Here is a 26,427-nt window from a genome sequence, read left to right on the forward strand (position 1 = left end):
AATCGAGCAGAAACTGGGCATAAATACTTAGTTGTCCAGCAGCCATTGGTGAGTATCTTCATCACCAACAAAATAGCGGCTGGATAATGAGTCATTCAACCGGCCAGAAGCTCTTAAAATCAAATCGGACCCTAGTTTGCCAAATTGATTGGAGTCGTTGAGTACAATAGCAATTCTTGCCTGCCGGGTTAAACCAGCTCCTGAACTGGCCTGCGGTAACCAATGCTCAATAAACCAGTGTAAATCGACTGGGTTGAACATCCGAAGTTGCCGCAGATCGATCAGCCACCGCTTTACCTGGTGCCGTTTCGCTAAGGCCAGAGCTGCCAGGGAGCCATCGCGGAAGTGCTCACTGTCAGGTACACCAAACCAGGTCTGTTGCAACAGGTGTACACTACAGTCAACCTCCACCCGTACGTATTCATTCTGGTAGGTTTTCATGCGCAAAAAATGTTTCAGGTTTCAAGTTTGTTGTTTCAGGTTGGCTAAGGCGAGGGAGCTCTGATTCGTCAGCCAACTTGAAACAGTAAACTTGAAACCTGAAACAGTAGCTACTTAATGGATTGAATAGGAGTTGATGGTATTGTATAGGCTCGTTGAAGTTCGGCTTCGGCAAACCGATAGGCATATACAAACTTGTCGTTTTCCTGTCGGATCAGGCCCATGTCTTCCAGTTGCAGGACGTGGTTCCAGATTCGTTGCAGGCTGCCATAGAACCCATCCTCTGATTGGGATAACAAGGTCTGTAAGCTAGGCGCGTTGGTTTCGGTCGCGGTGTTGATGGGTGTACGTTGCATGGGTTGAGCTATTCAGATTATCCGCTGTCTCACGGTTTAAATAGGTAACGTACAGGTCGATCAATCGCTTGTGCAGGTTTGAGGGAGAGGGCTTCAATTCAGTTGTTTTTAGCCTTTTTTAACAGTCCGTCGGAGTAAATACTGATTCTTTGACCACAGGTGATCGAAAGCTAGTCAGCTAAAAACACCGCTCCGACGAGTATTTAGGCCGATTTGCCTACTATTTTCAGTACGAGAAGCGGAAAGCTTTCGTGGCGACCCTATCTGCTCAATTGAGGGATTTTAACACTTTTAAAGAATCTTTTCCAGAAAATGACTGAGTCCACCCGTGATAAAAGATGCTCTTACTGCTTTTTAGCCTGATCTATTATGCCAATGATGAAAAAACTTTGTTTGCTTCTATTTGCCGTTTCCTGTACAACCTCGCTGTTTGCACAAGCCAATCTGAAACTATGGTACAATCAGCCCGCTGAGGTCTGGACCGAAGCCTTACCCGTGGGCAATGGACGGGTAGGGGCCATGATTTTTGGAAGACCTGACCACGAGCTTATCCAACTCAACGAAAGCACGCTTTGGTCGGGAGGGCCGGTAAGCGGTCCGGTCAATCCCGAATCTCCCGCTTACCTACCACAAGTTCGTCAGGCGTTGGAAAAAGAAGAGTACAAACAAGCGGTAGAGCTGGTTAAACACATGCAGGGGCTCTACACCCAATCGTACCTGCCATTGGGTGATCTGTTGCTTAAACAGGACCTGAAAGGAGCAACCCCTTCTGCCTATTACCGGGATTTGGATATTCAAAAAGCGCTGGCAACAACACGATTTACGACCAAGGGCATCGAATACAAACGGGAGATTTTTGCTTCGGCTCCCGATCAGGTTCTGGTGGTTCGACTAACGGCCAGTAAGCCCGGTCAGCTTAGTTTTGATGTATCGACCCGAAGCCAGTTGCGATTTCAGAACAAACCATCCGCAGTGGGTGAATGGGTCATGAGCGGGAAAGCACCGGCTCAGGTCGAACCCAATTATTACAACCCGAAAGATCGCCAGCCTGTAGTATATGAAGACGTGACGGGGTGTAAAGGAATGCGTTACCAATTGCGGATTAAGCCTGTTGTTCAGGGTGGAACTGTACAGTCGGATACAGCGGGAATTCACGTCCGAAATGCGTCGGAGGTGATGCTATTGATAACAGCGACAACCAGCTTCAATGGTTACGACAAATGCCCTGACAAAGACGGGAAGGATGAAGCTAAACTGGCGGAAGAAATTATTCGAAAAGCGACTGGTAAACCCTATCTAACACTGTTAAGTCGCCATATGGCCGATTATCAGGGGTATTTTAACCGGTTTGCATTTCAGCTTAATGACAGTACGGCTAAAAATGCAAACACCGCTTTGCCCTCCGATAAACGCTTACAGGCCTACAGCACTGGTGCTTATGATCCGGGTGTGGAGACGTTGTACTGCCAATATGGTCGTTACCTGCTGATCTCATCCTCGCGCGTACCGGGCGTACCTGCCAACCTTCAGGGGATCTGGAATAAAGAGTTGCGGGCTCCCTGGAGTTCGAACTATACCATCAATATCAATACCCAGATGAACTACTGGCCGGTGGAGGTAACGGGCTTATCTGAACTGCACTGGCCACTACTGAGCTTTATTGGCGAACTGGCTAAAAATGGCACGGCAGCCGCCAAAGAGTTTTACAACATGCACGGTTGGGTAGCCCATCATAATACCGATATCTGGGCAATTGCGAATCCGGTAGGGGATAAAGGGCAGGGTGATCCCAAATGGGCAAACTGGAATCAGGGCGCAGGCTGGCTCTCCCAGCATTTGTGGGAACATTACCGATTTACGGGCGATAAAACCTTCCTAAAAGAAACGGCTTATCCGATCATGAAAAGGGCCGCTCAGTTTTACTTGGACTGGCTTATTGAAGATAAAGATGGACACCTGATCGTGTCGCCGTCGGTGTCGCCGGAGAATGATTTCATCGATGCGAAAGGGAATCCTTCACCCATTTCGGTAGCGACTACCATGGACATGTCGATCATATGGGATTTATTCACCAACCTGATCGATGCATCTGCCACCCTCAATGTTGAGCCTGAGTTCCGCCAGTTACTTATCGACAAGCAAAAGAAGTTTTACCCGTTGCACATCGGACACAAAGGCAATCTGCAGGAGTGGAACAAAGACTGGGAGGACGTAGACCCACAACACCGGCATGTCTCGCACCTGTTTGGGTTACATCCCGGCCGACAGATTGCCCCGACGACTACACCCGAGTTTGCGGCTGGGGCCAAAAAAACGCTGGAAATCCGGGGGGATGCCGGAACCGGCTGGAGCCGTGCCTGGAAAATAAACTTCTGGGCCCGCCTGCTCGATGGTGATCATGCGTACCTGCTTTTGCGTCAACTGCTGAATTTTACCAGCCAGACAGGCACCCGGTATGGCGGACGCGAAGGAGGGGGAACTTATCCTAATTTCTTCGACGCTCATCCGCCTTTCCAGATCGATGGAAACTTTGGCGGCACTGCTGGCATGGCCGAAATGCTTATTCAAAGCCACTTGTCAGACATTCATCTACTGGCTGCTTTGCCCGATGCCTGGAAAGAAGGGACCGTTTCAGGCTTAAAAGCAAGGGGTGGGTTTGAGATCAGTTTTCGTTGGAAGGCCCATCAGTTGACGACGGCTACCGTTAAATCGCTCAATGGCAAACTTTGTACTATCAGAACAGCCCGGCCCATAACGGTCAAAGGCATAAAAACCGAATCAAAGGCTGCAACCATTGGTTATTTGACCACGTTTCCAACCCAGAAAGGAAAGGTGTACGAACTAATAGGGCAATAACTGAAAAACCCCTGTTTACAGCTAACATGGCATGTAAACAGGGGTTTGCTATGACAGTGAAACCTGTTTATGATCCAGATGTCATAAACAACTGCAACTGGAGTTTATCGTTGGCGTTTTGCTGGTTGCCGATCGTTACGCGTTGCACCCAGTCTTTCAGGGTATATGACCCGGTAGGGGCACCCAATAAAAGTGGCTGAATCAATGCTTTTCGTTTAATAACCTGACCAATGTAGTAGGTCAGATCAAACTTATAGGCATCTTCGAGTATTAATGCCGTTGGATCGTAGGTGTACGTAGTCAATGGCGACGTTGTGCCTGCTATACCCGCCGGAACCGCAATCGATAGAATGTCATTCTGGTTATTAGTGAAATACAACGCTAGTTGGGTTGGTGGAGCAGCATTGTCGTTCAGGCTACTCCGAACAGGCCGAATCACGAGTATGGCTTTGTTCAGATCGGCATACTGCTCTGGGCGAATAAAGTCGTTGAGGTACGGAAATTCAATACGGGTATACAGTTGAGCACCCGGTACAACAAAACTGGTATTATTCGTCGATCGGCTGTTGATGGCATCGGAACGATTTTTTAGCCCACTTAATACGGTTCCTGTCCGGTCATTCACTAACTGTGTGAAATAAATGGACGAGAAGGGAAACAAAAGGCTCGATGACGTACGATCTAAATCGGTCGTATGATAATAGAGCCGTAAGCCACTTGTAGCCGCTGTAAATCCGACAAACGTATTGGCGGTGGAGTTACAATTGAATGCAAAACCAGGCAGAAATTCAGATAGAGTTGTTGTACCGGTAATTTGCCCGGAACTTAACTTATCGAAAAACGACTGAGCCAGATCGTCAGGTATCCGAAATTGAATTTGTTTGTTACGGCTCTTCGGCTGAGGCTGAACACTTCTCCGCAGATAGGGGGTTGGATCATACCCAACCGAATTGGTGTTGTAATAAGCTTGAATCAGCAATTCCTTGCTCAGCTTATGCACACTCAGATCGAATAGAGAGGAACTGTCGCCTTGTACAAATGCATAGTTCAATTCGAGCACCAGCGAGTCGAGTCGCAGATTCGTTTGCGTCGAAAACGAATTGTTCGCATAATTAACGGCCGCGAAGCATCGGGCGGTCATTGTACCGGTTTGCGAATCGGACCAGCGTCCCACCAGCAGATTAACATCGCCAGAGGTAACGAATGAGTCCGGCCGCATGACCGTAGACGTCTTAATCGTCATCGTATCGACGGACTGGATCACCAATTCCTGTGGATTGATGATCGACTGGCCGACGAGAAGATCGCCCGACTGACAAGCAAATAGCACCATACCGGTCAGCAGCAGCAAACCGGCGTACCAGAAAGTACGCATATTCAAAGAATTCAGGGAATTTTTACGCCTAACTGGCGTAACTCTTCATTCGTCAGCGTTGGCAATGCCTTCGTCTGCTTAATTTTTTCAACCACCCATTCGCCAACTCGACGAGCCTGTTCCTGGCTGGTAAAGCCTACCGTTCCGGGTTGTCCTGGAATGGTAGGCTGGTGTATAACCAATTTGTTCGTCTTCAGTATGTTATATCCCCACCCATCCGATGTTTTAATCACCTCAACCCGAAATTCAGGTTCATGCTGGCCATAAAATTGGTAGACTGTCAAACAGGCTAGACTAACCAGTATCAGCAATAAACCCTGTTGAGTCAGACGGGCTCGTGACCGTTTAGGTTGCGTATGGGGAGTAACGTCTGGCATTACTGTACCTGAGCTACTGTCGGATCAAAATCCCACAGGTCATCGAATGGCGTGGTACCACTCCGGCCTGTCGTAACATATCCTTTAGCACCGATGGCAAACCCTACACCATACTGACGGGGTGTTCCTTCAAAGACACCACGTGTAGTCCATGTATCCGCCGTAGGGTCATATTCCCAGACATCCTTGGTTGACGCATCGCCGTTCGTAATATAACCTTTGCCGTTGATCGAGAATCCGATGGCATAGCTACGGGCAATAGCCGACTGATCGGTCGTGAAATCAGCTTTTTGCGTCCACAGATCCTGTGCCGGATCGTATTCATACCAGTCTTTCTGGTTAAGTGCGTTGTTGTTACCTGTGCCTACATACGCTTTGTTGTTGATAACAAAGGCAACGGCTCCCAGACGCTTAGAACCACCATAGCTGGCTACTTTTGTCCAGGCGTTCGCGGTAGGATCGTACGACCACATATCTTTCAGGTAGTTGCCGTCGAAACCGGTGCCGACATAACCTTTGGTGCCAATACTAAACGCAACGGCTGCCTGACGGGCGGTACCACCGAAATCGGCTACCTGTTTCCAGGTATTAGTGGCTGTGTTGTATTCCCAAAAGTCTTTCAGACGGTCGCTATTTGCATTGATACCCGTGCCGATGTAGCCTTTGGTACCTACGGCAAAGCCGACCCCAACGTTACGAGCTGCTCCGCCGAAATCCGCTTTTTGCGTCCAGGCATTCCGCGCAGGATCATACGCCCAGAAGTCTTTCAGGCGGTTGTTGTTGGCATCTGAGCCAGTGCCCATGTAGGCAATATTGCCCGAAACAAAACTGGCAGCACCGTAGCGGGCTACACCTTCTAGTTCGGACTTTACGGTCCAGTCACCAAGGGTGGAGACAGTATCCGAGGTGGAGCAACTGATGAGCGCTCCAGCCCAGCCTGTACAAATCAGGGCTAATATCCAGTTGACACGTGAGGTCTTCTTTTGGGTAGAGAAAGGGGTCTCAGATGATACAGATTCCGACTGGGAGCTTTGAGCCGAAAGAAATCGAAATGGTAAATGAATCATGAAAAACGAGCGTGATCAAACGAACGAAAACGTAAAGGTACACCTATTTGCGTTAAAAACGACGGTATTGACAGCCTGATTGTCCTGAACAAACGAATTGACTAACTGATTCAGGAGATAAAGCGTATCAATTAATTCCTGCAAAATTACAGTAAACTGGGTTTACTAACCAATGAGTCTCTTTCATAAAAATTCTTAATTATACGTAGCTGGGTTAACAATGGATTAAAAAAGCCCAACGGCCATGACACAAAGACCCGCTTTGTATTCTGGCCGTTGGGAATAAGGCGTGTTAAAATATGTTAAGCTACCCGTCGTGGTCTACATGATCTGTAGTCACACCATCCGCATTACAGATTCAAATTCTTGATCGGACGAATCATCGACTTTCCTCCGGCCTTCCGCTGAATTGATGACCCAACCTGAAGTAACGGATTTCGCTCGCTGGCTGCCTGACGGCCATTAGCTGTACTACCCGAAATCTGGCTTAGCGCTGCTTTCAGCATCACTTCGTTGGTATCGCCCAGTGGCAGTAGCGTGATTGGTTCTTCCACTTCAACATTGGGCGTAAAACCGGTCGAGTAGTCTGATGTTCCGGCACTGTTGTACGATTTGAACACAATCGGCTGCATACCCCACTTGATTTTGCCGCTGTCGTCGGTGATCGTGATGGAACCGACATTTTTGCCATACGTCGTTGTGCCAATAGTGGTGACGGTCATGTAAGGACGCAGGCCGTTGATGATAAGCTCGCTGGCTGAGGCCGTATGGTCGGTGGTGAGTACAAATACCCGCGACAGGTTGGCGCCGATGTTCTGCGATTTATTAAGGAAGTTCTGGATAAAGAAACTGGAGCCATATTCCTTCTGCAACTCGGGGGTAATCGAACTATTCCATTCTTCGCGGAAATACAACTTGCTGGAGCTTACACCTTTGCCAATTAGACTGGCCAGATTGGCTGATGATGAGGTATAGCCACCAGGATTGTAGCGAAGATCAAGTACCAGTTCGTTAACACCCTGCGTCTTGAACTTGCTAAATATAGCGTCCACCTGGGCATCATATTCACCGGCATCGCTGCCATTCGCGCTCGGGACGAATTGATTATAAACCAGATAGCCCACTTTCTTACTACCAACGGTATAAACCGAATCCATAAAGACCGGATTTTCCTGGAAGGTAGTCGCCGTTACATTAATTGTTTTATCGGTATCGACCAGCGACGAACCGCTTACCGAAGCAAAGCCGAACGTATACGTTTTTCCAGAGAACAGCAGATCCGAGTAGTTGGACGTGGTGATCGACTGGCCATTCACTTTCGAGATAATATCGCCCCGTTTGATGCCGGCAAGAGCGGCTGGCGAACCGGGTAGTACGTACAACACCTGAGCAATCACACCGGTAGAGCCCGACGCACGCAGGTACAGGTTGTATTCCATGCCTGTAGTGGTCGTTTGGCCACTCAATTCAGCTGTTAGCGTGTTGGCATCTTCTTCAATCCACGAAAACCGGTCGCCGGTCGGGTTGGTGGTGGCGTCGTATTTATTCAGGAGTGAGTCGAAAAACAGGTCTGGCGAAAGTGTTTTGTCGGGGTTGGCCGGAATCTTATCGTTCCAATAATAGACCTCCTGCATGTTCTGCAAAATCCAGTCGTTGATTGTTGTATTCTCGCTGGTCGAAGCCGAGGTTTGGGGGGTAACGTCCTCTGATTTTTGCTGACAAGCGGATACAGCTATAATAAATCCAGCTACGAATAACCACCGAAACGAATAAGTACGGATGGAGAGCAGGTATTTTGTTACGTTTTGTACGTAATTCATAACTTGTTGTTCTATAGATTAAGTCGAATAAGCAGGTCTGCTTATCTACTAAGGCTTACGTTATTATAACAAAAAATGTTGCACTCCTCGTTCGTTTGTTTCAGATTTAATGGTTGTTTAATAAAGCTGTTGTAACGCGGGTGGGAACCCGCGCTATCAGCCTAAAAATCGCGGGTTCCCACCCGCGTTACAAAGCAGTCGCATACAGTAGTTGCCTTTACGTTGTATCTTTACATGAATTGGTAAGACCACTTAACAAGTAGCGTAAACAAAACCTGTGGAAAGACGTAATGCATTAAAAACGATGGCGGGAGCCGTTGGGGGATTGATCAGCCTGCCTGCCTGGGCGAATGGCTGGACCTCCGAATCGATCCGTTCATCCCAACAGTTTATCTCTTCCGGACAAACCGAATTGCTGGCCGAGATGGTCGAAACCATTATTCCGGCTTCGGATACACCAGGTGCCAAAGCCCTGAGTGTACATCAGTTTGTTCAGAAAATGGTTGCCGATTGTTACGATAAAACGGCACAGGACCGGTTCAAAAACGGCCTTGACTCGCTCGACGGATGGGCACAAACGTCATTCGGAAAATCATTCAGTCAGGGTGATGTCGGGCAGCGTACGGGCCTGATGACACAACTGTCGAAATCGGAAGATTCGGCCCAGAAAGATTTTTACGGCCTCGTGAAAGGCCTGACCATCCGTGGCTACATGACATCGGAGTACGTAATGACCAAGCTGACCCATTATCAGTTCATACCCGGCCACTACTACGGCTGTGTTCCTGTATCTAAAAAGTAATTAGGAGCGAGGAGTTAGGAGTGAGAATGCTGGCGCATACTCTATCTTGATGCGCCAGCATTCTCACTCCTAACTCCTCGCTCCTCACTCCTATAAACCATGTCTTATTTCAATATTGACGCACAGGCGCAGAACACATACGATGCCATTGTGATTGGCTCGGGGATCAGTGGGGGCTGGGCAGCGAAAGAACTAACCTCTAAAGGATTGCGTACGCTGGTGCTCGAACGGGGCCGCGATGTGCGGCACGTAACCGATTACCCAACTACCAACATGCAGCCCTGGGAGTTTGAGCACCGGAATCAGCTCAAACGGGATATTCGGGAGGCCAACCCAATTGTCAGTAAATGCTACGCCTTTTACGAAGGAACCGAGCAGTTTTTTGTGAAAGATGCCGAACATCCGTACGTGCAGGAAAAGCCCTTCGACTGGATTCGTGGCTATCAGGTAGGGGGTAAATCGCTCCTCTGGGCACGCCAGACCCAACGCTGGAGTGATTTCGATTTTCAGGGCCCTGCCCGCGACGGGTTTGCCGTTGACTGGCCGATTCGTTATGCCGATATTGCCCCCTGGTATAGTTATGTCGAAAGATTTGCGGGTATTACGGGTAATAAAGATGGCCTGGCTACCTTGCCCGATGGCGAGTTCTTACCTCCCCATGAGTGGAACTGCGTCGAAAAACATTTTCAGCAAAAAATCGCTGCCCGGTATAAGGACCGACATGTCATTATGGGTCGGGCCGCTCACATTACTCAGCCACAACCTATTCATTTTCAGCAGGGTCGGGCGCAGTGCCAGCATCGTACCATCTGTGAGCGGGGATGTCCATTTGGCGGGTATTTCAGCAGCAATGCCAGTACGATTCCCTGGGCGGCCAAAACAGGTAAAATGACCTTGCGTCCGCATTCGACGGTACACTCGATTATTTACGACGAAGCCAAAGGTCGGGCAACGGGCGTTCGGGTAGTGGATACGCAGACGAAACAGATGCATGAGTTTTATGCCCGGATTATTTTCCTCAATGCGGCTGCCCTGAACTCCAACCTGGTGCTGTTGAACTCAACCTCGCACCGTTTCCCAAATGGATTGGGCAACGATAGTGGCGTTCTGGGAAAATACGTTGCGTTTCATAATTACCGGGCTGGGATTTCGGCCGAATACGACGGTAATCTGGATTCGACTACCGATGGCCGTCGACCCAATGGTCCATATATTCCCCGTTTCCGGAATGTTCAGAAGCAGGAAACGAACTTTTTGCGCGGGTATGCGGCTGGTTTCTCGGCAGGTCGTAGTTCCCGAACGGATCAGAGTGGGGTAGGAGCCGATCTGAAAGAAAATCTGCTCAATCCAAAACTAGGTGGCTGGTACGTAGGTTCGCACATGATGGGTGAAACCATTCCGAAAGAAACCAATTATGTAGCGCTTGATCCGACATTAAAAGATCCGTATGGTATTCCGCAATTGAAAATTTCCATCGTTTACGACGACAACGACGATAAAATGGTGAAGGATTATCAGGAGCAACTGACGGAAATGTTTACGGAAGCGGGTTTCAAAAACATTCGCGTTCGTGACGACCACCGCAGCCCTGGTCTCGACATTCACGAAATGGGCGGTGCCCGGATGGGGAAAGATCCGAAAACATCTATTCTGAACAACTGGAATCAGGTACACCACTGTAAAAATGTGTTTGTGACGGATGGGGCCTGTATGACCTCGACGTCCACCCAGAACCCGTCGCTGACCTATATGGCGTTGACCGCCCGTGCGGCCGATTATGCCGTGAAGGGGATAAAGAAAGGGTTGGTGTAAACCTGCTATCAATTAGGCGTAGTATTTTAGCAGAAGCCGTGTTAGGGTCAGGAACCTTAACACGGCTTCTTTTATGGGCAGACCATTCTGGGCGGGTTCAGTATTTTCAGGGAAAAAACCGCTTTTAGGCAAGACTACAAATACATCTCAACCTTGTCAGTCTTATTTTTCGAAAACCATGAATAAACCTTTTTTCGGCATTTTGTGTCTACTGGCGACCTTGCTGGCTACAGATGGTACCAGTAAACCGACCCCCGCTAAACCTACCAAACCTGTATCCCATACGGAAAAGAAAAGTGACGCTCCGCTTGCCTTGAAATTGCCGTCAGGATTTACCGGAACCATCGTGGCCGAAGACCTGGGCCCAACCCGACACATTGCCATTACCAAAAATGGGGATATTTATGTGAAGCTTTCGAAATTGAAGGATGGAAAGGGAATTTACCGGCTACGAGATACCGACAAAGATGGCCTGATCGATGATCGGATGGGGTTTGGTGATTACCCTGGCACGGGCATCTTTCTAAAAAATGGCTACTTGTACACCTCATCGAACAACAGCATTTTTCGGTATAAACTCGACGCCAACGAGGAAGTCGTCAACCCCGATCAGCCCGAAAAGTTAGTGTCGGGATTAGTTCTACGGGATCGGGATCAGTCGAAATCCATCGTTGTCGATAATCAGAATTATGTGTATGTCAACGTGGCTTCCTATAATGATGCCTGCCGCGAAGCCGGAACGGGCAAAGGCATAAGCCCGTGTTCTATTCTGGATTCGGCGGCTGGTATCTGGCGGTTCAAAGTCGATGCGCAGAATCAATCGTACGGCGATGGCATCCGGTACGCGACCGGACTGAAAAATGTAGTTGGACTAGACTGGAACACCAAAACCAATACCCTATTTGTGATGCAGCATGGCCGGGGTAAGTTCGATGATTTTTACCCGCAATATTACACGCCACAGATGAGTATGGAACTGCCGGCCGAAACCATGTTTGAACTCCATCAGGGTGATGATGCGGGCTGGCCGTACATCTATTACGATCCGGTTCAGAAAAAGAAAATCCTGGCTCCCGAATACGGTGGTGATGGCAAGAAAACCGGTGGTGAGAAAGCAATCAATCCAGTAATGGCCTTTCCGGCGCACCTCGGCCCGAACGGACTGTTGTTTTATACGGGCAAGGCTTTCCCCGAGCGATATCGGAATGGGGCTTTTATTGCCTTTCATAGCCAGTCGCAGCCGATTCACAAAGGTTATATGGTTGGTTTCGTGCCGTTCAAAAATGGTAAGCCATCGGGTCCCTGGGAAATCTTTGCCGACAACTTTGCGGGTATCGATCTGGAAAAACCGACCGGCCCCGTTCAGCATCGTCCCTGTGGTCTGGCGCAAGGCCCCGATGGCTCACTTTATGTGACAGACGACCTGCATGGAACCCTTTTTAAAATCAGTTATCAGGCATCATCATCGGCCCGGAAGCCGGTTGCTTCGAAAAAGAAATAACAGTTTGCTAGATCCAGCGTTCAAACGGGTAAAGTTTTCAAAACTTTACCCGTTTTTATGGGCATTCATATTGGTACCTCAGGATGGAGCTATGACCACTGGCAGGGCGTTTTATACCCACCGGCAACGCCTGTTCATCGCAGACTTGAGTATTATGTTCAGCGGTTTCAGACTGTTGAGTTGAATAGCAGTTTCTATCGCTGGCCAAAGCAGGCCACCTTTGCTGGTTGGCGACAACGTTTGCCCGATGGCTTTCTGCTAACTGTAAAAGCACCACGTGGCCTTACCCATGCCAAAAAATTGTATGCGCCCGAAGTCTGGCTGGATCGGATAAAAGCCTGCTGGCACGAATTGGGCGAAAAACGGGCCATATTGCTGGTCCAGCTTTCACCAAACCATGCCTGTGATTATGATCGGCTGGCCTATTTTCTGGAGCAAATTCCCAATTGGATGCGGGTTGCCGTAGAATTTCGACACCCAAGCTGGCAGCAGGAATCTATTTTTCAGCTTCTGGAGCACCACCAGGTCGCTTACTGCATTATGAGCGGAGCGCACCTGCCCTGTATCCTGCGGGCGACGGCTCCATTTGTGTATGTACGTATGCATGGCCCTGATACACAGTACTTATACGGTGGTTCCTATTCCGATACTGACCTGCATTGGTGGGCCGACCGACTACATGAATGGGAGCGGATGGGTAAGGAAATCTTTGTGTATTTTAACAACGATGGGGGTGGAAATGCCGTCAGGAATGCAGAAACACTCAAAAAAATCATGTATTGATTTTACTAATCGACCGTTAATGAGTCCAATAGCTGGATATTGATTAGGGGAGAGCAGTAAACCCAGACTACCTGATTCTTTAGCCACTAGGGGAGCAGGTAAGTAGCCTGCTACAATTCATTAACCGACTTATTTAGTCATGAACCATTCGTCAAACATTACCCGTCGGCAATTTATTAAACTTGGTGCGTTGGCAACCTCGGCAGCTTTCCTGCCTAATCTGGATGCCCTGGCGATGTCGCCCAAGAAAGTCGGTTTGCAGTTGTACACCTTGCGCGATTTGATGGCAAAGGACCCGGAGGGTACACTTAAAAAGGTGGCCGAAATTGGCTACAAAGAAGTTGAACTATTTGGCTATGCTGATGGAAAGTTCTTCGGCAAAACCCCGAAGGAGTTTTCGGCTCTTCTGAAAAACCTCGGTCTGGCCGTGCCAAGCGGACATTATACGACCGGCAAAACAATGCCCACCGTTAAGGGCACGCTGACCAACGACTGGAAACGTGCCGTTGATGATGCAGCTACGTTGGGTCAGCAATACATGGTTTGCGCATACCTGTTCCCCAACGAACGCACAAAACTGGACGACTATAAGCAATTTGCCGATCTGTTCAATAAGTCGGCAGAGGTAGTTAAAGCCGCAGGAATGCAGTTCTGCTACCACAACCATGATTTTGAGTTTAAGGAAATGGACGGAAAACTGCCGTACGACATCCTCCTAAGTGGCACTGATCCTAAACTGGTCAAACTCGAACTCGATTTATACTGGGCAACGTTTGCCAATCAGGACCCGGTAGCATTGTTCAAAAAACACCCTGGGCGGTTCCCACTCTGGCACGTGAAAGACATGGAAAAAACAGCCGAACGGGCGTTTGCACCCGTGGGTACGGGGTCTATCAACTTCCAGCGTATTTTCGATGAGAAGAAAACGGCGGGACTGACGCATTACTTCGTTGAGCAGGACGTTTGCAAACTGCCTCCGCTCGAATCTATCGCCATCAGCTACCGGAATATCGACAAGCTGAAAACGATGTAATAGCAAAGGTGATATGGGCAGACAGCGTATTCATAGATCTTAGATTGGATCGAATGCGAGTTAGTCAGGCTCTTTTAAAAATGCACCCTGGCTAACTTACCCTCCGGGAGGGACGAAGCGCCTGATTTCAAGTTTAGCCAGGTACGCAACATATGCGGCCTGTCGCTTTTTCCGTACGTAGTCGGTGAAACCGCGGTTCACGATCCTCGTTTTTACCGACTTTTTTTATTATTTAAATTTGGCTGGTAATGAACAAACTGATCCATTAGCCAGTTACTAGTAGAACATGGATTCACTTAGAACGTGGATCTTCCTCGCTCGCTACTTTTCTGGTTGTTTTGTAAGTATTAGTAAAGCTCTACTTACAGTTTAGACGCCCTTCTTTTAGCCTGTTCGGCATTTACTCCCATTACGTTTTCAGTCTCATTCAACAAATTACGTCTTCTTTTCTCATCATTCTTATTGCGTATTTTTAAAGGACATTTATCCCTGATTCTTCCGTTAATCGGCCTCACTTTGGTGCCCTGCCTGTAAACTAGTGGTAAATAAACGATTGGTTAATCCGTTTGATACCTCGTTGCCAACTGACCTGGTTCAGCGAACGCCTTCAGACTATAATGAGGAGTGATTCCAATGGCGCGTTGAACCTAATCTACTTTAATCCGTAAGCCTTGTTGATCAGCTGCGCCAATGGCGATTCTATACTACGCTGGCGACTGGCATTATGCGTGGAATCACAATTACTGAAAAAGGCCGTTCTCCCTTACAACTGCTGAGGCAGATTCAACAGATCGGTCTACTTATCTCTAAACTGCTTTTTATGCCTGCCAAACTTAAATTTACCAATACGAACCGGTCTACATTTTTTACTACCGTTCGTGGGCGGGTCGATGCGTATTTCATCGAACACGCCCTTTCGCCCCACGCCAACGGGGCCATGTGGGCTAAGACGCTGTTTTTTCTGGTGGGTTACGCCCTGCTCTACGGGCTGATTCTGTCCAATCAGTTTGGTGTGGGGACCATGCTGGTACTAGCCGTTTTACTCGGCGTGTTTGCCGCCTGTATTGGCTTTAACGTTTCCCATGATGCATTGCACGGTGCTTTTTCGGCTCGTCCATGGGTAAATAAATTGTTAGGTGGGAGTTTTTACCTGCTGGGAGCTAATCCCTATGTCTGGAAAATTACCCACAACATTGTTCACCATACATTTACCAACATTCCTGGTCATGATGAAGACATTGAAGTAGCACCGGGACTGGTCAGACTAGATCCTCAGGAGCCGCTCCGGCCCTGGCATCGCTATCAGCAGTGGTACACCTTTCCGCTATACGCTCTGGCGTCGCTATCGTGGGTGTTGCGAAAGGATTATGTCAAGTTCTTTAAGAGCCGGATTGGACAACACGATACCACCTCGCATCCTCGACGCGAATACGTTAAGCTATTCGTGACCAAGGTACTGTATTATGTTTTCTTTCTGGTGCTGCCGTTTGCTGCGCTCAGTTTAGCCTGGTGGCAGATAGTAATCGGGTTTCTGGTCATGCACCTGGCTGAGGGGCTGGTATTAGGACTTGTTTTTCAATTAGCCCATACTGTAGAAGGTACTACGTTCCCTGTGCCAGACGAAAAAGGTAACCTACAGGAGTCCTGGGCGATGCACCAGTTATGCACGACGGCCAACTTTGCCCCCCGCTCAGCCCTGGCGGCCTTTATCTGTGGCGGCTTAAACCGCCAGATTGAACACCATTTATTTCCTAAGGTGTGCCACATTCATTATCCGGCTATTACGGCTATTGTCAGAAGTACGGCGCATGAATTTGGGTTACCCTATCTGGAGAATCGCAGCTTCGGCTCGGCACTCTATTCCCATTTTCGCCTGTTACAAACCTTGGGTCGACCTGCCTAGAGCAACTTGCTGCAATTCATAACGTATTGTATTCTCCTTTTTAACAACTCGGCTTATGGCTTCTCAACAAGACCTTGATTTCACCTACACCACGATTGATAAAATATTTCGTTTGAGCATGGGCCAAACCGGCGATTACAGCGGAGCCATGTACAACGGCGATTTCTCACTGACGCTGGAGCAGGCCCAACGCCAGAAACATGAGTTCATTGCCGATAGTTTGCGGGTGGGTGCTGGTTCGCGGGTACTGGATCTGGGTTGCGGTTGGGGCCCCTTTCTTCAATTTGTAAAAGACCGGGGAGCCATTGGCCAAGGTGTAACGCTTTCGCAGGGGCAGGCCGCAGCCTGTCGGGCAAACGGCCTGATGGTCGACATTAAAGATTGTCGCCAGATTACACCCGCCGATTACGGTACATTCGACGCCATCAGCAGCGTAGGGGCTATGGAGCATTTCTGTTCGGTAGAGCAGTATCAGGCGGGTCAGCAGGACGCGGTTTACGCTGATTTCTTTGCCAAACTGAACGACTTACTACCCGTTGGGGGCAGGGCTTACATACAGACCATGGTTTTTGGCAAGAACATGATTCCCTTCGAAGAAATCAGTCTGGATGCACCTACCAATTCGCCCTCCTATGCGCTGGCCTTGATGATCGCTCAGTTTCCGGGGTCCTGGCTTCCATACGGACACGAGCAGGTTGTCCGCAACGCGCAACCTCATTTCAAACTCATCTCGAAAAGTAGCGGTCGGCTGGATTATATTGAAACCATTGGCCAGTGGCGAAAGCGCTTTCGCGCGTTTAACCTGCAAAAATATGGACTCTATGCGTCCCTACTTCCCAAGTTGTTGACCAATAAAGCCTTCCGAAATCTGATCGCCGTGTTTCGGGTTAGCCCCAACCGGGTGTGTTTTGAGCAGGAAACGATGGAGCATTACCGGATGGTATTTGAAAAAATTTAACGTATTGTCCTTACTCTATCTATCCATATGGCCATCCGTGTCGAGCTTATTCACCAAACTCTGTACCAGTATAACCGACCGGCCTTTTTGTCGCCCCAACTGATACGGCTCAAACCGGCTGCTCATAGCCGGACTGTGATTGAATCGTACCAGTTGACTATTGAACCTGCCAATCACGTAGTGCATGAGATGCAGGACCCTTTTAGCAATTTTGTTACACGAGTCGATTTTTCGGGTTCTGTGACCTCTATGACGATTCGTATTCAGTTGATTGCGAATCTGGAGTCCATTAACCCCTTCGATTTTTTTATTGATGTTTACGCCAGTTCCTTTCCGTTTGATTATGAGGCCCCGCTCAAGAAAGCGTTGACACCTTATCTGGAAGTTACTGAACAGGGGCACTATCTGACTCAGTGGATCCATCAACTTAAACAGCATCCCAGGCAGAACTCCCTCGATTTTCTGATTGGTCTAAACCAGCAGGTTAACCAGGCCATTACTTACCAGGTTCGTATGCAGACAGGCGTGCAACCAGCAGACGTAACGCTCCGCCGGGCAATGGGTTCGTGCCGGGATTCAGCCTGGCTACTGGTGCAGTTGTTACGATCGGTAGGGTTGGCAGCCCGTTTTGTTTCGGGGTATCTGGCCCAGGTAGCGACACCCGATCCCTCAAAAGATGATAGTTCCAACGATGTGGTGAATTCACTGGACTTACATGCCTGGGCGGAGGTGTATCTGCCGGGCGCAGGCTGGATTGGACTTGACCCAACCTCAGGCATGCTGGCTACGGAAGGTCATATTCCATTAGCCTGTGCACCCGATCCGGCTGAGGCAGCCCCCGTGACGGGAACAACGGGCTCATCTGAAACGGAGCTTACCTTCACCAGTAAATTAACTCGTTTGACGTAGCTATCACGGAGCTATGACGGGTACCTGTGATGGGTTGCTAATTGGTCTCCCCAGTTTATCCAGCCGTTAGGCTGAAGGAAAGATACGTCAGACAAATTTTCAGCATGGAGTAAAATGAAAAAACATGCCATTGGGCATGTTTTAACAGGTCTTGACTATATAGTAAAGCAACTTAAATTACTTCTACATCCACAGCGTTTACGCCCTTCTTACCATCGATGACATTGAATTTCACCTGGTCATTTTCCCGGATTTGATCAATCAGGCCGGAGGCATGAACGAAGATATCGGCTTGATTGTCTTGAGGACTGATAAACCCAAATCCTTTGAGTTCATTAAAAAATTTAACGGTTCCTATTTGCATTCTTCTAATTATTAAGATTACGTAAATTTACAAGTATTAACTGAACTATCCTATTGATTTTCAAAGTATTTTGGAAATAGTCGTATTTTTTGACCTTATTTATAAATTTCATTAAATAGTAGGAGAAATTGTAATCTTTTTAGGTGATAACGCGTTAAAGGTTTACTACGTTGTTGCGTGTGTGCTAACCGGCGGTCAAATGCCATGCTCATGATTGACTACCTGGTTACCAATTGGATTAATCATCTCCTTACTGCCCCGCATCTGATCTGGGCAAATTTCATCAGGCTTATACAGAGCAACCCGTTGCTTTTTAAGTCGGCCAACGCTGGTTTAGGTGAGCAAATCGGATGGGCTACAACTCGCACCCATTTTGCCACAGAGATAAGCCTTCCTTTTTACTATCCCAACTGTTATCCCTTCCACAACGCAGGTGGGTCTATTTTTTCAATGGTCCGTTTAGTACCTGTAGGTCAACCGCTTCGTTAGCTCCTGACGTATACCGGCTTCGCCCGGTGCTTGTGATTATACCCTCGAAAAATTAATTGTCTTTACTAGTAAAGAACGCATGAAATTAACGTCAAAAGAACGTCAGCTAGCCGCTCATCAACTGATTGAAGCCAGTAAAAAGCCTTATTTAGTACGGGATATGCCACGTACAGTCTTGTATTTGACAGCGGATCAGGCTGCTAAACGGCAGGACTTGATTCCCCAGTTTGGTCTTTGACCGCTCGTTGCTAACGAAAGCCTACTCATGTTTACGGATCTTACGATTACCCTGTTTGCCGGTTTCAATGAAGTCGCTCTGCCCAAAGGATCTCAACTAGGCGCTATTGAAATGGATGGCTACGAGGTGAGCCTACAGGTCAAATCGGGTGGTGAAACCGAGTTAACATACCGTCAGTTTTATGTAGCTTTCAATCAGACGCCGACGGATTATAATCAGGGAATTCTTCGTTTGCTGAAAACGCTTCAGTTCTCCGACGGAACTACATCCGCAATGGTATACGAAGTTTATCCGTATCAGCCATCCGAAGTTTAAACGTATACGCCCTCTATCATGCAGCCCAACAGCAATCCGCTCAAAAATTACTTACTAACGATACGTACAGCGCTGAATTCGCCCGTATTCAACCTCAATACATCCGAAGACGATCCCTGGAAATCAGAATTTACTCAATTAATCAAGTTGCTCCACAGCGTATTGGTGCTGGCCGATCAGGCGGGTAAACGCGTTGATTTCCTGGACGATGTGGGTGTAAACGGTAAAATACAGGACATTACCTCGTTGATTAACTGGATGAATGATTGCCTGCCCGGTCTACCTGCCGAAAAGCCTGGCCAGCTTGCTGCCAATCGCTTAAACCGATACACGAATGAGGGCTGGGGGTATTTTGCCAACGGCTGTTTTTTCTCCGTTGGATTCGATGATGAACAGGCTTTCTTTATCGATGACCAGCGAGTTTATCTGAACCGTCATATCCGACGGGCTGTTACTGAACTGGAACAGTCCTTTTCGTTACCGTCATAAGCAACTCTATTAAACTATTTCTTGACAATTCAATTCTGCAAATGAGCAAACAGATTTACATTGCCCAAGCGGTTGCCTGGGCTAGATCCCGTGGTTTTGTTGACATTAAGGCCAATATAGAAGGGTATCCAAAACCAGGCGGCTTTGGTCGCCAACAGGATGGTCAAACATTTATTCCCGATGTAACGGCTCAGCAGTTTGAGCAGAAATCCTACTTTACCGTCGTACTTAAAACCGACCCGGTAGATGGGTTGATCTCTAAGCTCAAACTGCTCAATCAATTAGCGTTACGTGGAGGTGGCCAGCTCTATCTACTTACCCCTAAAGGTCACATGCCCTTTGCTAAGTCGGTAGCTGCCGATAGTGCCGTCACGGCAGAATTGATTAACCTGGGGTAGGTCTACTGTGATAGCCCTCCGTTATTTAAACCGTTCGTGCGCTTTCCGCTCCAGCGTCTCCCGATGATCGGGGTGGGCGATGTCGATCAGGGCACGGGCGCGTTGACGGAGATTTTTACCGTACAAGTCGGCAATGCCGTACTCCGTCACGATGTAGTGTACATGGGCTCGGGTGGTGGTAACACCCGCCCCTTCTTTCAGAAACGGAACAATTTTACTTTCGCCCCTGCTGGTTGTAGACGCTAAAGCAATAATGGGTTTTCCTCCCTCCGACAGCGTAGCGCCCCGAACAAAGTCCATCTGCCCGCCAACGCCCGAATACTGGTAGGTACCAATCGTATCGGCGCAGACCTGCCCGGTCAGATCAATTTCAATGGCCGAATTGATGGCCGTTACCTTAGGATTTCGGCGGATTATAGCCGTATCGTTGGTGAAGCTGGTCTGCTTCATCGCTACACCGGGGTTGTCGTTGATAAAGTCATACACTCGATGACTTCCCATTACGAAGGAAGATACAACCCGATAGGGGAGTACTACTTTGTGTTCGCCGGTAACGACTCCCCGCTCGATCAGATCGATAACGCCATCCGAAAACATCTCGGTGTGAATTCCCAGCCGTTTGTGATGGATGAGTTCGGCCACCGTAGCGTTCGGAATTCCACCAATACCCAACTGAAGCGTAGCTCCATCATCGACCAGCCCGGCAATGTAACGACCAATTTTTCGATCCAGATCGCTGATCGGCGCGGGCAATACCTCATAAATAGGCGTATCGACTTCAACGGCGGCATGTAATAAGGAAACGGGAATAAGCCCATCGCCGTGGGTACGAGGTACACGGGGGTTAATCTGAGCGATTACGTATTTAGCCGAATGAATGGCCGCCAGCGAGATGTCGACCGAAGCCCCCAGCGAACAGTAGCCATGCTCATCGGGGGGCGAAACCTGAATAAGGGCTACATCAATGGGTAGGATATTTCGCTGGAAGAGCAGGTGTATTTCGCTCAGAAAAATAGGCACGTAATCACCGATACCATCGGCCAACTGCTTCCGCATATTGGCGCCGATAAAAAAGGAATTCGGTCGGAACGAAGCCTGGTATTGCCGGTCCAAATAAGGCAACGGTCCTTCGGTGTGCATATGGCAAATCTCCACATCGCGCAGTTCATCGGCGCGGGCTACCATGGCATGGATGAGTGTATGCGGAGTTTGGGAAACACTATGGATAAAAACACGATTGCCGGACTGAATGGCCGAAACGGCTTTCTCTGGACTGGTAATGGGCAAATGAAACGCCATTGTGTGGTTGTATTAGTCAGAAATGAATGAATTCGAAGACAAAACTACCAACCGACCCAGCCTGTTTTTGTGATAACTACGGTCGGACTGCCTGATATTAATCATTGAGGAACTGCTGAAACCAGCGTCCTGACGATTTTATAATCCGTTTCTGGGTCCGAAAGTCGACATAGACAAGGCCAAAACGGGGTCTATAGCCTTCGGCCCACTCAAAGTTATCCAGAAAGGTCCAGACGAAATAACCGGCTACAGGTAAGCCTTCCTGCTTTGCCTGTAGCGTACTTTTTAGGTAATTCTGGTGGTAACTCATACGGGCCGGATCATGGACTAAACCCTGCTGAACCGTATCGTAGAAAGCCGCTCCACTTTCGGTAATGTAGATTTTCCTGACCCCTTCGTACTGCCCAAACTGGTGGATGATGCGGTACATAGTATCCGGGTTCACTTCCCAGCCCATCTCGGTAATCGTTTGTACGTTGCGTCGGAGGGGAGAGACGTCTTTTGCCCAGAGATACGGCATAAAATACGACTGCTCGACCACGGCACGGAAGTAGTGCTGAAGGCCGATGAAGTCGAAGTCGAACGCCAGCCGTTCCATGTCGCCGGGTTTCGCTACTTTTTTAGCAATGCCGCTTAAAAACGGTAATTCTCTGGTAGGGTAGCCCAGGCCAAGGGCGGGTTCGATGAAAAGCCGGTTCATCAGCGCATCGACACGCGTAGCAGCCGCCTGGTCGCGGGGAGTAAATGGGTCGATCGGCGAACAGGAAAACGTGGTGCCAACGTGCGCATCGGGTACGTTTTGTCGGACAATCCGCCCACCTTCTGCCTGAGCGAGTGCTGTATGGTGGATAGCAGGCAACAGATTCCGAAAACTCCGCCGACCCGGAGCGTGTTGACCAGTGAAGTAGCCCAGTACCGAAAACGCCAGTGGCTCGTTCAGAATAATCCAGTGCTTAACCTTATGGCCAAAAGCCAGGGTACAGATATTGGTGAACTCCGCAAACCAATCGACAATCTGCCGGTTGGGCCAGCCACCTTTCTGTTCGAGGGCGTGGGGTAAATCCCAATGATACAAGGTAATCCAGGGAGTAATACCCAACGCCAGACAATGATCGATCAGTCGATCATAAAAAGCGATTCCTGCTTCGTTGATACGTCCGCCCGACTGAGGGCCAACTCCATCGGGCAAAATACGAGGCCACGACAACGAAAAGCGAAACGCGTTAAATCCCAGCTCTTTATGAAGCAACAGGTCGGACTCGTAGCGGTCGTAAAATTCGCAGGCACTATCGGCCGTTTCGCCGGTTTTTATTTTCCCTTTCTGTTTGCTGAATATATCCCATACCGAAGGTGTGCGTCCATCACGGTCTACTGCTCCTTCAATCTGGTAAGCGGCTGTGGCAGTCCCCCAGGTAAAATCAGGTCCAAAGGCATGACGGTCAAAATCAGTTTGTAGCGTTGAGTTAAGTAACACAGCGTGTATGCGTTGTTTGCTGAACGCGCAAAGCTACCGGGTTACCCTAAAAGATAATCCCCAACCCGATAATTTAATATACAGGCGTATGGTAATGAATAATGAATAATGGATAATGGATAATGGATAATGAATAATGGTTGATAGCCTACCATTTTTCATTTTTCATTTTTCATTATCCATTATCCATTTTTCATTACTATTTATTAGCCACGACGGCCGAAAGGAGGCATGTTGCGGTTATAACGGGTATTGGATTGGGCCGCAAATAACCGATCGCGTTGAGCCGAGGTCAGTACGGCCAGCATATCCTGACGTTTGCGGAGCTGAAGCTGACGAAGGCCATCAGGGCTCATGCGGGACGTCTGCATGATGCGGTCGTAATTGTCCTCGATTTTATGCAGTTGCTTTTCCTGACGACGGGATAAGCCAACGAGGGCATCGATCCGGTCTATTTTCAGCTCATCCTGGAATTGATCCCTATCGTAGCGCTGGCCGCCATATTGGGGAGCACGGTTATCGAAAGGTTTTGAATATACGCCCTGAGCAAAGGTTACCGTAGTGGCAAAGGCGAAAAATGTAAGGGCGGTGGCGATGGTCTTTTTCATGATCAGTATCTGTTTTATTGTGCGTTACTGATTCTTAGAAGGAAAGCCACCACCAGCGTTTAATCGGCCTATGGGTCATTCTGGCTGAATGCCGGTTTCGACCCGACGAAGCCCTTGAAATCACTCCTGAATGACCTCTGAAATTTTCGTTTGGCGAGCCATTGCCTGGGCAAGTATACTGGCGATGATAAGCTGAAGCGCATGATAAATCATGATGGGCAGGAGCATAACCCCGGCCGTAGTGGCTGGAAACAGGACTTTTGCCATAACACTGCCTTGTACCAGCGATTTTTTGGAGCCGCAAAACAAGGCCGTGATGTTGTCTTCCCTGGAAAATTTCATGAACCGGCTGATGAGATAAACCAGACCAAAGACCAGGAAAAATAATCCCAGCATCAGCGACGCCAGCCAGGCCAGATCGCCCAGGGAGTAGTTGGCAAACAGGTTGAGCGAAAACGATTCGGAGAAAGACGTATACACAATGAGCAGGATGGTAAGTTGATCGCCATAGCGCAGGTAGGTCTTATATCGACTGGCAAACCAGCCCAGCCGTTTGTTAAGCAGCAGACCAAGTATAACGGGTACAATAACCTGGACTGTTAATTTGCCAATCACACTGCCCAGATCATACTGCCCGCTTGTATTGGTCAGCAAAACGCTCATCCAGAGGGGCGTAATGAATACCCCGATCAGGCTCGAAATGCTGGCGTTGAAAATAGCAGCCGGAAGGTTCCCCCCTGCAATAGATACCATAACCACCGACGAGGATACTGTGGAGGGGAGGACAGCCACATAAAAAATACCCAGCCATAGTAAGGAGGTTTCAGGTGTCATCAGCAGGGAGCGGACCGGGAGAACGATAGCCGGGAACAGAACAAACGTGGTCAGATGAATAACCAGATGCAGCCGATGATTGCGCAAACCAGCTCGTAGCTGATCCATATTCAGCCGAAGTCCGTAAAAGAAAAAGATGGCCGAAACACCATAGGTGGCTAGCGACGAGAGCGATAAAAGTCCTTCCTGTGTACCGGGTTCCGGCCAGAGTTTTGCCAGCCCGATCATGCCCAGCAACGCCAGAATAAACCAGTCGAGGCCAACCCGAGCCAGTAGATTACTTAACGAGGAATTTGTCATATGGTAACGTTGGGCAGAGAGCTGTCAGAGAAACAGTCGGGCAATGAGTTGTCTTGGGATTTTTGCCCAAAAGTAAGCGTAAGGGATTACTAATACAGGTCTAAACCCTACAACAGCTTCACAATATAGTTGATTAGTTTTTTTACGGTGTCGGTATAGGGCGGATAAATGAATTTCATAGTTCCGAAATCGCGGTACATCACCCCCCGTTGATTTGAGAATTCCTGAAATCCGTGAAACCCGTTCGACTTACCGATGCCGCTGTGATTGACACCCCCAAAAGGCAAATCAATAGCCGAGAATTGGATCAACGCATCGTTGACTACCGTATCGCCTGCCGACGTATGCTCCAGAATATAGTTTGTATGCGCCCGGTTGCGGCTATGAATGTAAAGCGCCAACGGCTTTTCACGTCGGTTGACTGTTTGCAGAGCCTCATCCAGATCGTTGAATGAGACGACCGGTAAGATTGGCCCAAAGATTTCATCCTGCATCACCTGCATGTCGTCCGTCACGTTTTCCAGTACGGTGGGTTCGAGGAAATTTTGGGCAGGGTTCACCTTCCCGCCATACGCAATAGTAGCCCCTTTGGCCAGCGCATCGGTCAGTGTTTGGTGCAGTCGTTGAAAATGGCGGTTGTTGACAATCCGGGCATAACTGTCCGACGATTCGACGACGGATTGACCATCGGGGCTGTACATTTTTCGTAAGCGCTCCTGAAGGAGTTGTAGAAACGGCGATTTAACCGACTGATGTACCAGCACATAGTCGGGCGCAATGCAGGTTTGGCCCGCATTCAGACATTTGCCCCAGGCCAGTTGTTCGGCAGCCTGGCTTAAATTAGCTGATTCATCGATAATGGCCGGTGATTTACCACCGAGTTCGAGTGTTACCGAGGCTAAGTGTTTGGCCGCAGCCGTCATGACAACCCGACCAACGGCCGGGCTTCCGGTGAAAAAGATGTGGTTAAATGGTAGGTCAAGCAGCGCCTGTGAAACCATCGCATCCCCTTCAAAGACAACGACTTCTTCCGGCGGAAACAGCTCGCTTATCATCTGCCTGAGTAGCGCCGAGGTGTGGGGTGTCAGTTCAGACGGTTTCAGAATAGCTACATTCCCAGCCGCAAGGGCTAATACCAGCGGACGGATACTCAACGAAACCGGATAATTCCAGGGCGAGATGATCAACACATTCCCTTTGGGTTCATGACGGATGTAGCTGCGCGTTCCGAGCAGGGGTAATGGAGTGGGTAACGCCTGAGGTTTCATCCAGCCCTTCAGATGTCGGAGCGCATACTTGATTTCGGCATGAAGTGGAATCAGGTCGCCGATCATGACTTCGGCCGATGGTTTCCGAAAATCATCATACATGGCCTGCTGAATGTCCTTTTCATGAACCGTAATCCAGGTTTGGATGCGTCGGATGCGTTCGCTTCGCTGGTCAACAGTGGTCAGCGCCTGTTGAGGAGCCTGCCGACGCTGGGCATCAAAGGCAGCCTGAATCGTAGGGTGAACGTCAATTTTCGGAGCTGAAGTGGTCATAGGGTAAAGGGTTACGGTTTACCGTATTCGGTTTTGGAAAGATTAGTTAAACGTGTTGCTGATAGACTGGTTCAAGGTTGCGATA

General features: G+C 48.8%; 25 protein-coding genes. 13 read left to right on the top strand and 12 right to left on the bottom strand.

Annotated features, from left to right (window positions below; translation table 11 throughout):
* Positions 1-27: 27 nt before the first annotated feature.
* Both ACYVFD_RS03085 and ACYVFD_RS03090 read right to left on the bottom strand, forming a co-directional pair.
* Positions 28-441, bottom strand: a complete 414-nt coding sequence (locus ACYVFD_RS03085; protein ID WP_461088287.1) for a hypothetical protein — start codon at positions 439-441, stop codon at positions 28-30.
* Positions 442-551: 110 nt separating this feature from the next.
* Positions 552-797, bottom strand: coding sequence for a hypothetical protein (locus ACYVFD_RS03090; protein ID WP_461088288.1), 246 nt, complete (start codon positions 795-797; stop codon positions 552-554).
* A gap of 375 nt (positions 798-1,172) precedes the next feature.
* Here ACYVFD_RS03090 and ACYVFD_RS03095 point away from each other — a divergent pair, with 375 nt between their 5' ends.
* Positions 1,173-3,653, top strand: a complete 2,481-nt coding sequence (locus tag ACYVFD_RS03095; protein WP_461088289.1) for a glycoside hydrolase family 95 protein — start codon at positions 1,173-1,175, stop codon at positions 3,651-3,653.
* 67 nt (positions 3,654-3,720) lie between these two features.
* Here the strand turns inward: ACYVFD_RS03095 and ACYVFD_RS03100 are convergent, their stop codons facing one another.
* The 4 genes from ACYVFD_RS03100 to ACYVFD_RS03115 form a co-directional block, all read right to left on the bottom strand.
* Positions 3,721-5,028 carry a DUF4270 family protein gene (locus tag ACYVFD_RS03100; protein WP_461088290.1) on the bottom strand — a complete coding sequence of 436 codons (1,308 nt, stop codon included), beginning with the start codon at positions 5,026-5,028 and terminating at the stop codon, positions 3,721-3,723.
* 11 nt (positions 5,029-5,039) lie between these two features.
* Positions 5,040-5,405 carry a DUF4907 domain-containing protein gene (locus ACYVFD_RS03105; RefSeq protein ID WP_461088291.1) on the bottom strand — a complete coding sequence of 122 codons (366 nt, stop codon included), beginning with the start codon at positions 5,403-5,405 and terminating at the stop codon, positions 5,040-5,042.
* Positions 5,405-6,472 (bottom strand): Kelch repeat-containing protein, encoded by a 1,068-nt coding sequence (locus ACYVFD_RS03110; protein WP_461088292.1) that lies wholly within the window; start codon positions 6,470-6,472, stop codon positions 5,405-5,407. The genes ACYVFD_RS03105 and ACYVFD_RS03110 overlap by 1 nt, the downstream gene beginning before the upstream one ends.
* A 350-nt stretch (positions 6,473-6,822) precedes the next feature.
* Complete coding sequence (locus ACYVFD_RS03115; RefSeq protein ID WP_461088293.1) at positions 6,823-8,292, bottom strand: S41 family peptidase; 1,470 nt, start codon at positions 8,290-8,292, stop codon at positions 6,823-6,825.
* Between the two features lie 304 nt (positions 8,293-8,596).
* Here ACYVFD_RS03115 and ACYVFD_RS03120 point away from each other — a divergent pair, with 304 nt between their 5' ends.
* The 8 genes from ACYVFD_RS03120 (at position 8,597) to ACYVFD_RS03155 (ending at position 17,993) form a co-directional block, all read left to right on the top strand.
* Complete coding sequence (locus ACYVFD_RS03120; RefSeq protein ID WP_461088609.1) at positions 8,597-9,094, top strand: gluconate 2-dehydrogenase subunit 3 family protein; 498 nt, start codon at positions 8,597-8,599, stop codon at positions 9,092-9,094.
* A 99-nt stretch (positions 9,095-9,193) separates the two neighbouring features.
* The gene (locus ACYVFD_RS03125; RefSeq protein ID WP_461088294.1) at positions 9,194-10,906 is read left to right on the top strand and encodes a GMC oxidoreductase; all 1,713 of its coding nucleotides are present in this window, start codon (positions 9,194-9,196) and stop codon (positions 10,904-10,906) included.
* 178 nt (positions 10,907-11,084) lie between these two features.
* Positions 11,085-12,407, top strand: coding sequence for a PQQ-dependent sugar dehydrogenase (locus ACYVFD_RS03130; protein ID WP_461088295.1), 1,323 nt, complete (start codon positions 11,085-11,087; stop codon positions 12,405-12,407).
* Positions 12,408-12,464: 57 nt separating this feature from the next.
* Positions 12,465-13,190 (top strand): DUF72 domain-containing protein, encoded by a 726-nt coding sequence (locus ACYVFD_RS03135; protein WP_461088296.1) that lies wholly within the window; start codon positions 12,465-12,467, stop codon positions 13,188-13,190.
* Between the two features lie 139 nt (positions 13,191-13,329).
* Positions 13,330-14,223 carry a sugar phosphate isomerase/epimerase family protein gene (locus tag ACYVFD_RS03140; protein WP_461088297.1) on the top strand — a complete coding sequence of 298 codons (894 nt, stop codon included), beginning with the start codon at positions 13,330-13,332 and terminating at the stop codon, positions 14,221-14,223.
* Positions 14,224-15,043: 820 nt separating this feature from the next.
* Positions 15,044-16,126, top strand: a complete 1,083-nt coding sequence (locus ACYVFD_RS03145) for a fatty acid desaturase family protein (protein WP_461088610.1) — start codon at positions 15,044-15,046, stop codon at positions 16,124-16,126.
* Between the two features lie 55 nt (positions 16,127-16,181).
* Positions 16,182-17,084 (top strand): SAM-dependent methyltransferase, encoded by a 903-nt coding sequence (locus tag ACYVFD_RS03150; protein ID WP_461088298.1) that lies wholly within the window; start codon positions 16,182-16,184, stop codon positions 17,082-17,084.
* A 27-nt stretch (positions 17,085-17,111) separates the two neighbouring features.
* On the top strand, positions 17,112-17,993 hold the full coding sequence (locus ACYVFD_RS03155) for a transglutaminase family protein (RefSeq protein ID WP_461088299.1): 882 nt from the start codon (positions 17,112-17,114) through the stop codon (positions 17,991-17,993).
* A gap of 172 nt (positions 17,994-18,165) precedes the next feature.
* Here ACYVFD_RS03155 and ACYVFD_RS03160 read toward each other — a convergent pair whose 3' ends face one another.
* On the bottom strand, positions 18,166-18,357 hold the full coding sequence (locus ACYVFD_RS03160; protein ID WP_020598062.1) for a cold-shock protein: 192 nt from the start codon (positions 18,355-18,357) through the stop codon (positions 18,166-18,168).
* Positions 18,358-18,925: 568 nt separating this feature from the next.
* Between ACYVFD_RS03160 and ACYVFD_RS03165 the strand changes: the two genes are divergently transcribed.
* The 4 genes from ACYVFD_RS03165 to ACYVFD_RS03180 are packed head-to-tail and all read left to right on the top strand — an operon-like array spanning position 18,926 to position 20,286.
* Positions 18,926-19,084, top strand: coding sequence for a hypothetical protein (locus ACYVFD_RS03165; protein WP_461088300.1), 159 nt, complete (start codon positions 18,926-18,928; stop codon positions 19,082-19,084).
* Between the two features lie 27 nt (positions 19,085-19,111).
* On the top strand, positions 19,112-19,399 hold the full coding sequence (locus ACYVFD_RS03170) for a hypothetical protein (protein WP_461088301.1): 288 nt from the start codon (positions 19,112-19,114) through the stop codon (positions 19,397-19,399).
* Positions 19,400-19,417: 18 nt separating this feature from the next.
* On the top strand, positions 19,418-19,888 hold the full coding sequence (locus tag ACYVFD_RS03175) for a hypothetical protein (protein WP_461088302.1): 471 nt from the start codon (positions 19,418-19,420) through the stop codon (positions 19,886-19,888).
* Between the two features lie 41 nt (positions 19,889-19,929).
* Positions 19,930-20,286 carry a hypothetical protein gene (locus ACYVFD_RS03180; protein WP_461088303.1) on the top strand — a complete coding sequence of 119 codons (357 nt, stop codon included), beginning with the start codon at positions 19,930-19,932 and terminating at the stop codon, positions 20,284-20,286.
* 21 nt (positions 20,287-20,307) lie between these two features.
* Here the strand turns inward: ACYVFD_RS03180 and ACYVFD_RS03185 are convergent, their stop codons facing one another.
* From ACYVFD_RS03185 to ACYVFD_RS03205, 5 genes are all read right to left on the bottom strand, one after another.
* Positions 20,308-21,585 carry an acetyl-CoA hydrolase/transferase family protein gene (locus ACYVFD_RS03185; protein WP_461088304.1) on the bottom strand — a complete coding sequence of 426 codons (1,278 nt, stop codon included), beginning with the start codon at positions 21,583-21,585 and terminating at the stop codon, positions 20,308-20,310.
* 97 nt (positions 21,586-21,682) lie between these two features.
* Positions 21,683-23,059, bottom strand: a complete 1,377-nt coding sequence (locus tag ACYVFD_RS03190; RefSeq protein ID WP_461088305.1) for a GH1 family beta-glucosidase — start codon at positions 23,057-23,059, stop codon at positions 21,683-21,685.
* Positions 23,060-23,265: 206 nt separating this feature from the next.
* On the bottom strand, positions 23,266-23,667 hold the full coding sequence (locus ACYVFD_RS03195; protein ID WP_461088306.1) for a hypothetical protein: 402 nt from the start codon (positions 23,665-23,667) through the stop codon (positions 23,266-23,268).
* Positions 23,668-23,787: 120 nt separating this feature from the next.
* Positions 23,788-24,801: a bile acid:sodium symporter family protein gene (locus tag ACYVFD_RS03200; RefSeq protein WP_461088307.1), complete on the bottom strand. Its 1,014-nt coding sequence runs from the start codon at positions 24,799-24,801 to the stop codon at positions 23,788-23,790.
* Between the two features lie 107 nt (positions 24,802-24,908).
* Positions 24,909-26,342 (bottom strand): aldehyde dehydrogenase family protein, encoded by a 1,434-nt coding sequence (locus tag ACYVFD_RS03205; protein WP_461088308.1) that lies wholly within the window; start codon positions 26,340-26,342, stop codon positions 24,909-24,911.
* Positions 26,343-26,427 lie beyond the last annotated feature (85 nt).

The organism is Spirosoma gilvum, assembly GCF_054776815.1.

Coding starts and splice junctions, on each gene's coding strand:
- ACYVFD_RS03085 (WP_461088287.1), bottom strand. CDS start 441: ATGAAAACCTACCAGAATGAATACGTACGGGTGGAGGTTGACTGTAGT.
- ACYVFD_RS03090 (WP_461088288.1), bottom strand. CDS start 797: ATGCAACGTACACCCATCAACACCGCGACCGAAACCAACGCGCCTAGC.
- ACYVFD_RS03095 (WP_461088289.1), top strand. CDS start 1,173: ATGATGAAAAAACTTTGTTTGCTTCTATTTGCCGTTTCCTGTACAACC.
- ACYVFD_RS03100 (WP_461088290.1), bottom strand. CDS start 5,028: ATGCGTACTTTCTGGTACGCCGGTTTGCTGCTGCTGACCGGTATGGTG.
- ACYVFD_RS03105 (WP_461088291.1), bottom strand. CDS start 5,405: ATGCCAGACGTTACTCCCCATACGCAACCTAAACGGTCACGAGCCCGT.
- ACYVFD_RS03110 (WP_461088292.1), bottom strand. CDS start 6,472: ATGATTCATTTACCATTTCGATTTCTTTCGGCTCAAAGCTCCCAGTCG.
- ACYVFD_RS03115 (WP_461088293.1), bottom strand. CDS start 8,292: ATGAATTACGTACAAAACGTAACAAAATACCTGCTCTCCATCCGTACT.
- ACYVFD_RS03120 (WP_461088609.1), top strand. CDS start 8,597: ATGGCGGGAGCCGTTGGGGGATTGATCAGCCTGCCTGCCTGGGCGAAT.
- ACYVFD_RS03125 (WP_461088294.1), top strand. CDS start 9,194: ATGTCTTATTTCAATATTGACGCACAGGCGCAGAACACATACGATGCC.
- ACYVFD_RS03130 (WP_461088295.1), top strand. CDS start 11,085: ATGAATAAACCTTTTTTCGGCATTTTGTGTCTACTGGCGACCTTGCTG.
- ACYVFD_RS03135 (WP_461088296.1), top strand. CDS start 12,465: ATGGGCATTCATATTGGTACCTCAGGATGGAGCTATGACCACTGGCAG.
- ACYVFD_RS03140 (WP_461088297.1), top strand. CDS start 13,330: ATGAACCATTCGTCAAACATTACCCGTCGGCAATTTATTAAACTTGGT.
- ACYVFD_RS03145 (WP_461088610.1), top strand. CDS start 15,044: ATGCCTGCCAAACTTAAATTTACCAATACGAACCGGTCTACATTTTTT.
- ACYVFD_RS03150 (WP_461088298.1), top strand. CDS start 16,182: ATGGCTTCTCAACAAGACCTTGATTTCACCTACACCACGATTGATAAA.
- ACYVFD_RS03155 (WP_461088299.1), top strand. CDS start 17,112: ATGGCCATCCGTGTCGAGCTTATTCACCAAACTCTGTACCAGTATAAC.
- ACYVFD_RS03160 (WP_020598062.1), bottom strand. CDS start 18,357: ATGCAAATAGGAACCGTTAAATTTTTTAATGAACTCAAAGGATTTGGG.
- ACYVFD_RS03165 (WP_461088300.1), top strand. CDS start 18,926: ATGAAATTAACGTCAAAAGAACGTCAGCTAGCCGCTCATCAACTGATT.
- ACYVFD_RS03170 (WP_461088301.1), top strand. CDS start 19,112: ATGTTTACGGATCTTACGATTACCCTGTTTGCCGGTTTCAATGAAGTC.
- ACYVFD_RS03175 (WP_461088302.1), top strand. CDS start 19,418: ATGCAGCCCAACAGCAATCCGCTCAAAAATTACTTACTAACGATACGT.
- ACYVFD_RS03180 (WP_461088303.1), top strand. CDS start 19,930: ATGAGCAAACAGATTTACATTGCCCAAGCGGTTGCCTGGGCTAGATCC.
- ACYVFD_RS03185 (WP_461088304.1), bottom strand. CDS start 21,585: ATGGCGTTTCATTTGCCCATTACCAGTCCAGAGAAAGCCGTTTCGGCC.
- ACYVFD_RS03195 (WP_461088306.1), bottom strand. CDS start 23,667: ATGAAAAAGACCATCGCCACCGCCCTTACATTTTTCGCCTTTGCCACT.
- ACYVFD_RS03200 (WP_461088307.1), bottom strand. CDS start 24,801: ATGACAAATTCCTCGTTAAGTAATCTACTGGCTCGGGTTGGCCTCGAC.
- ACYVFD_RS03205 (WP_461088308.1), bottom strand. CDS start 26,342: ATGACCACTTCAGCTCCGAAAATTGACGTTCACCCTACGATTCAGGCT.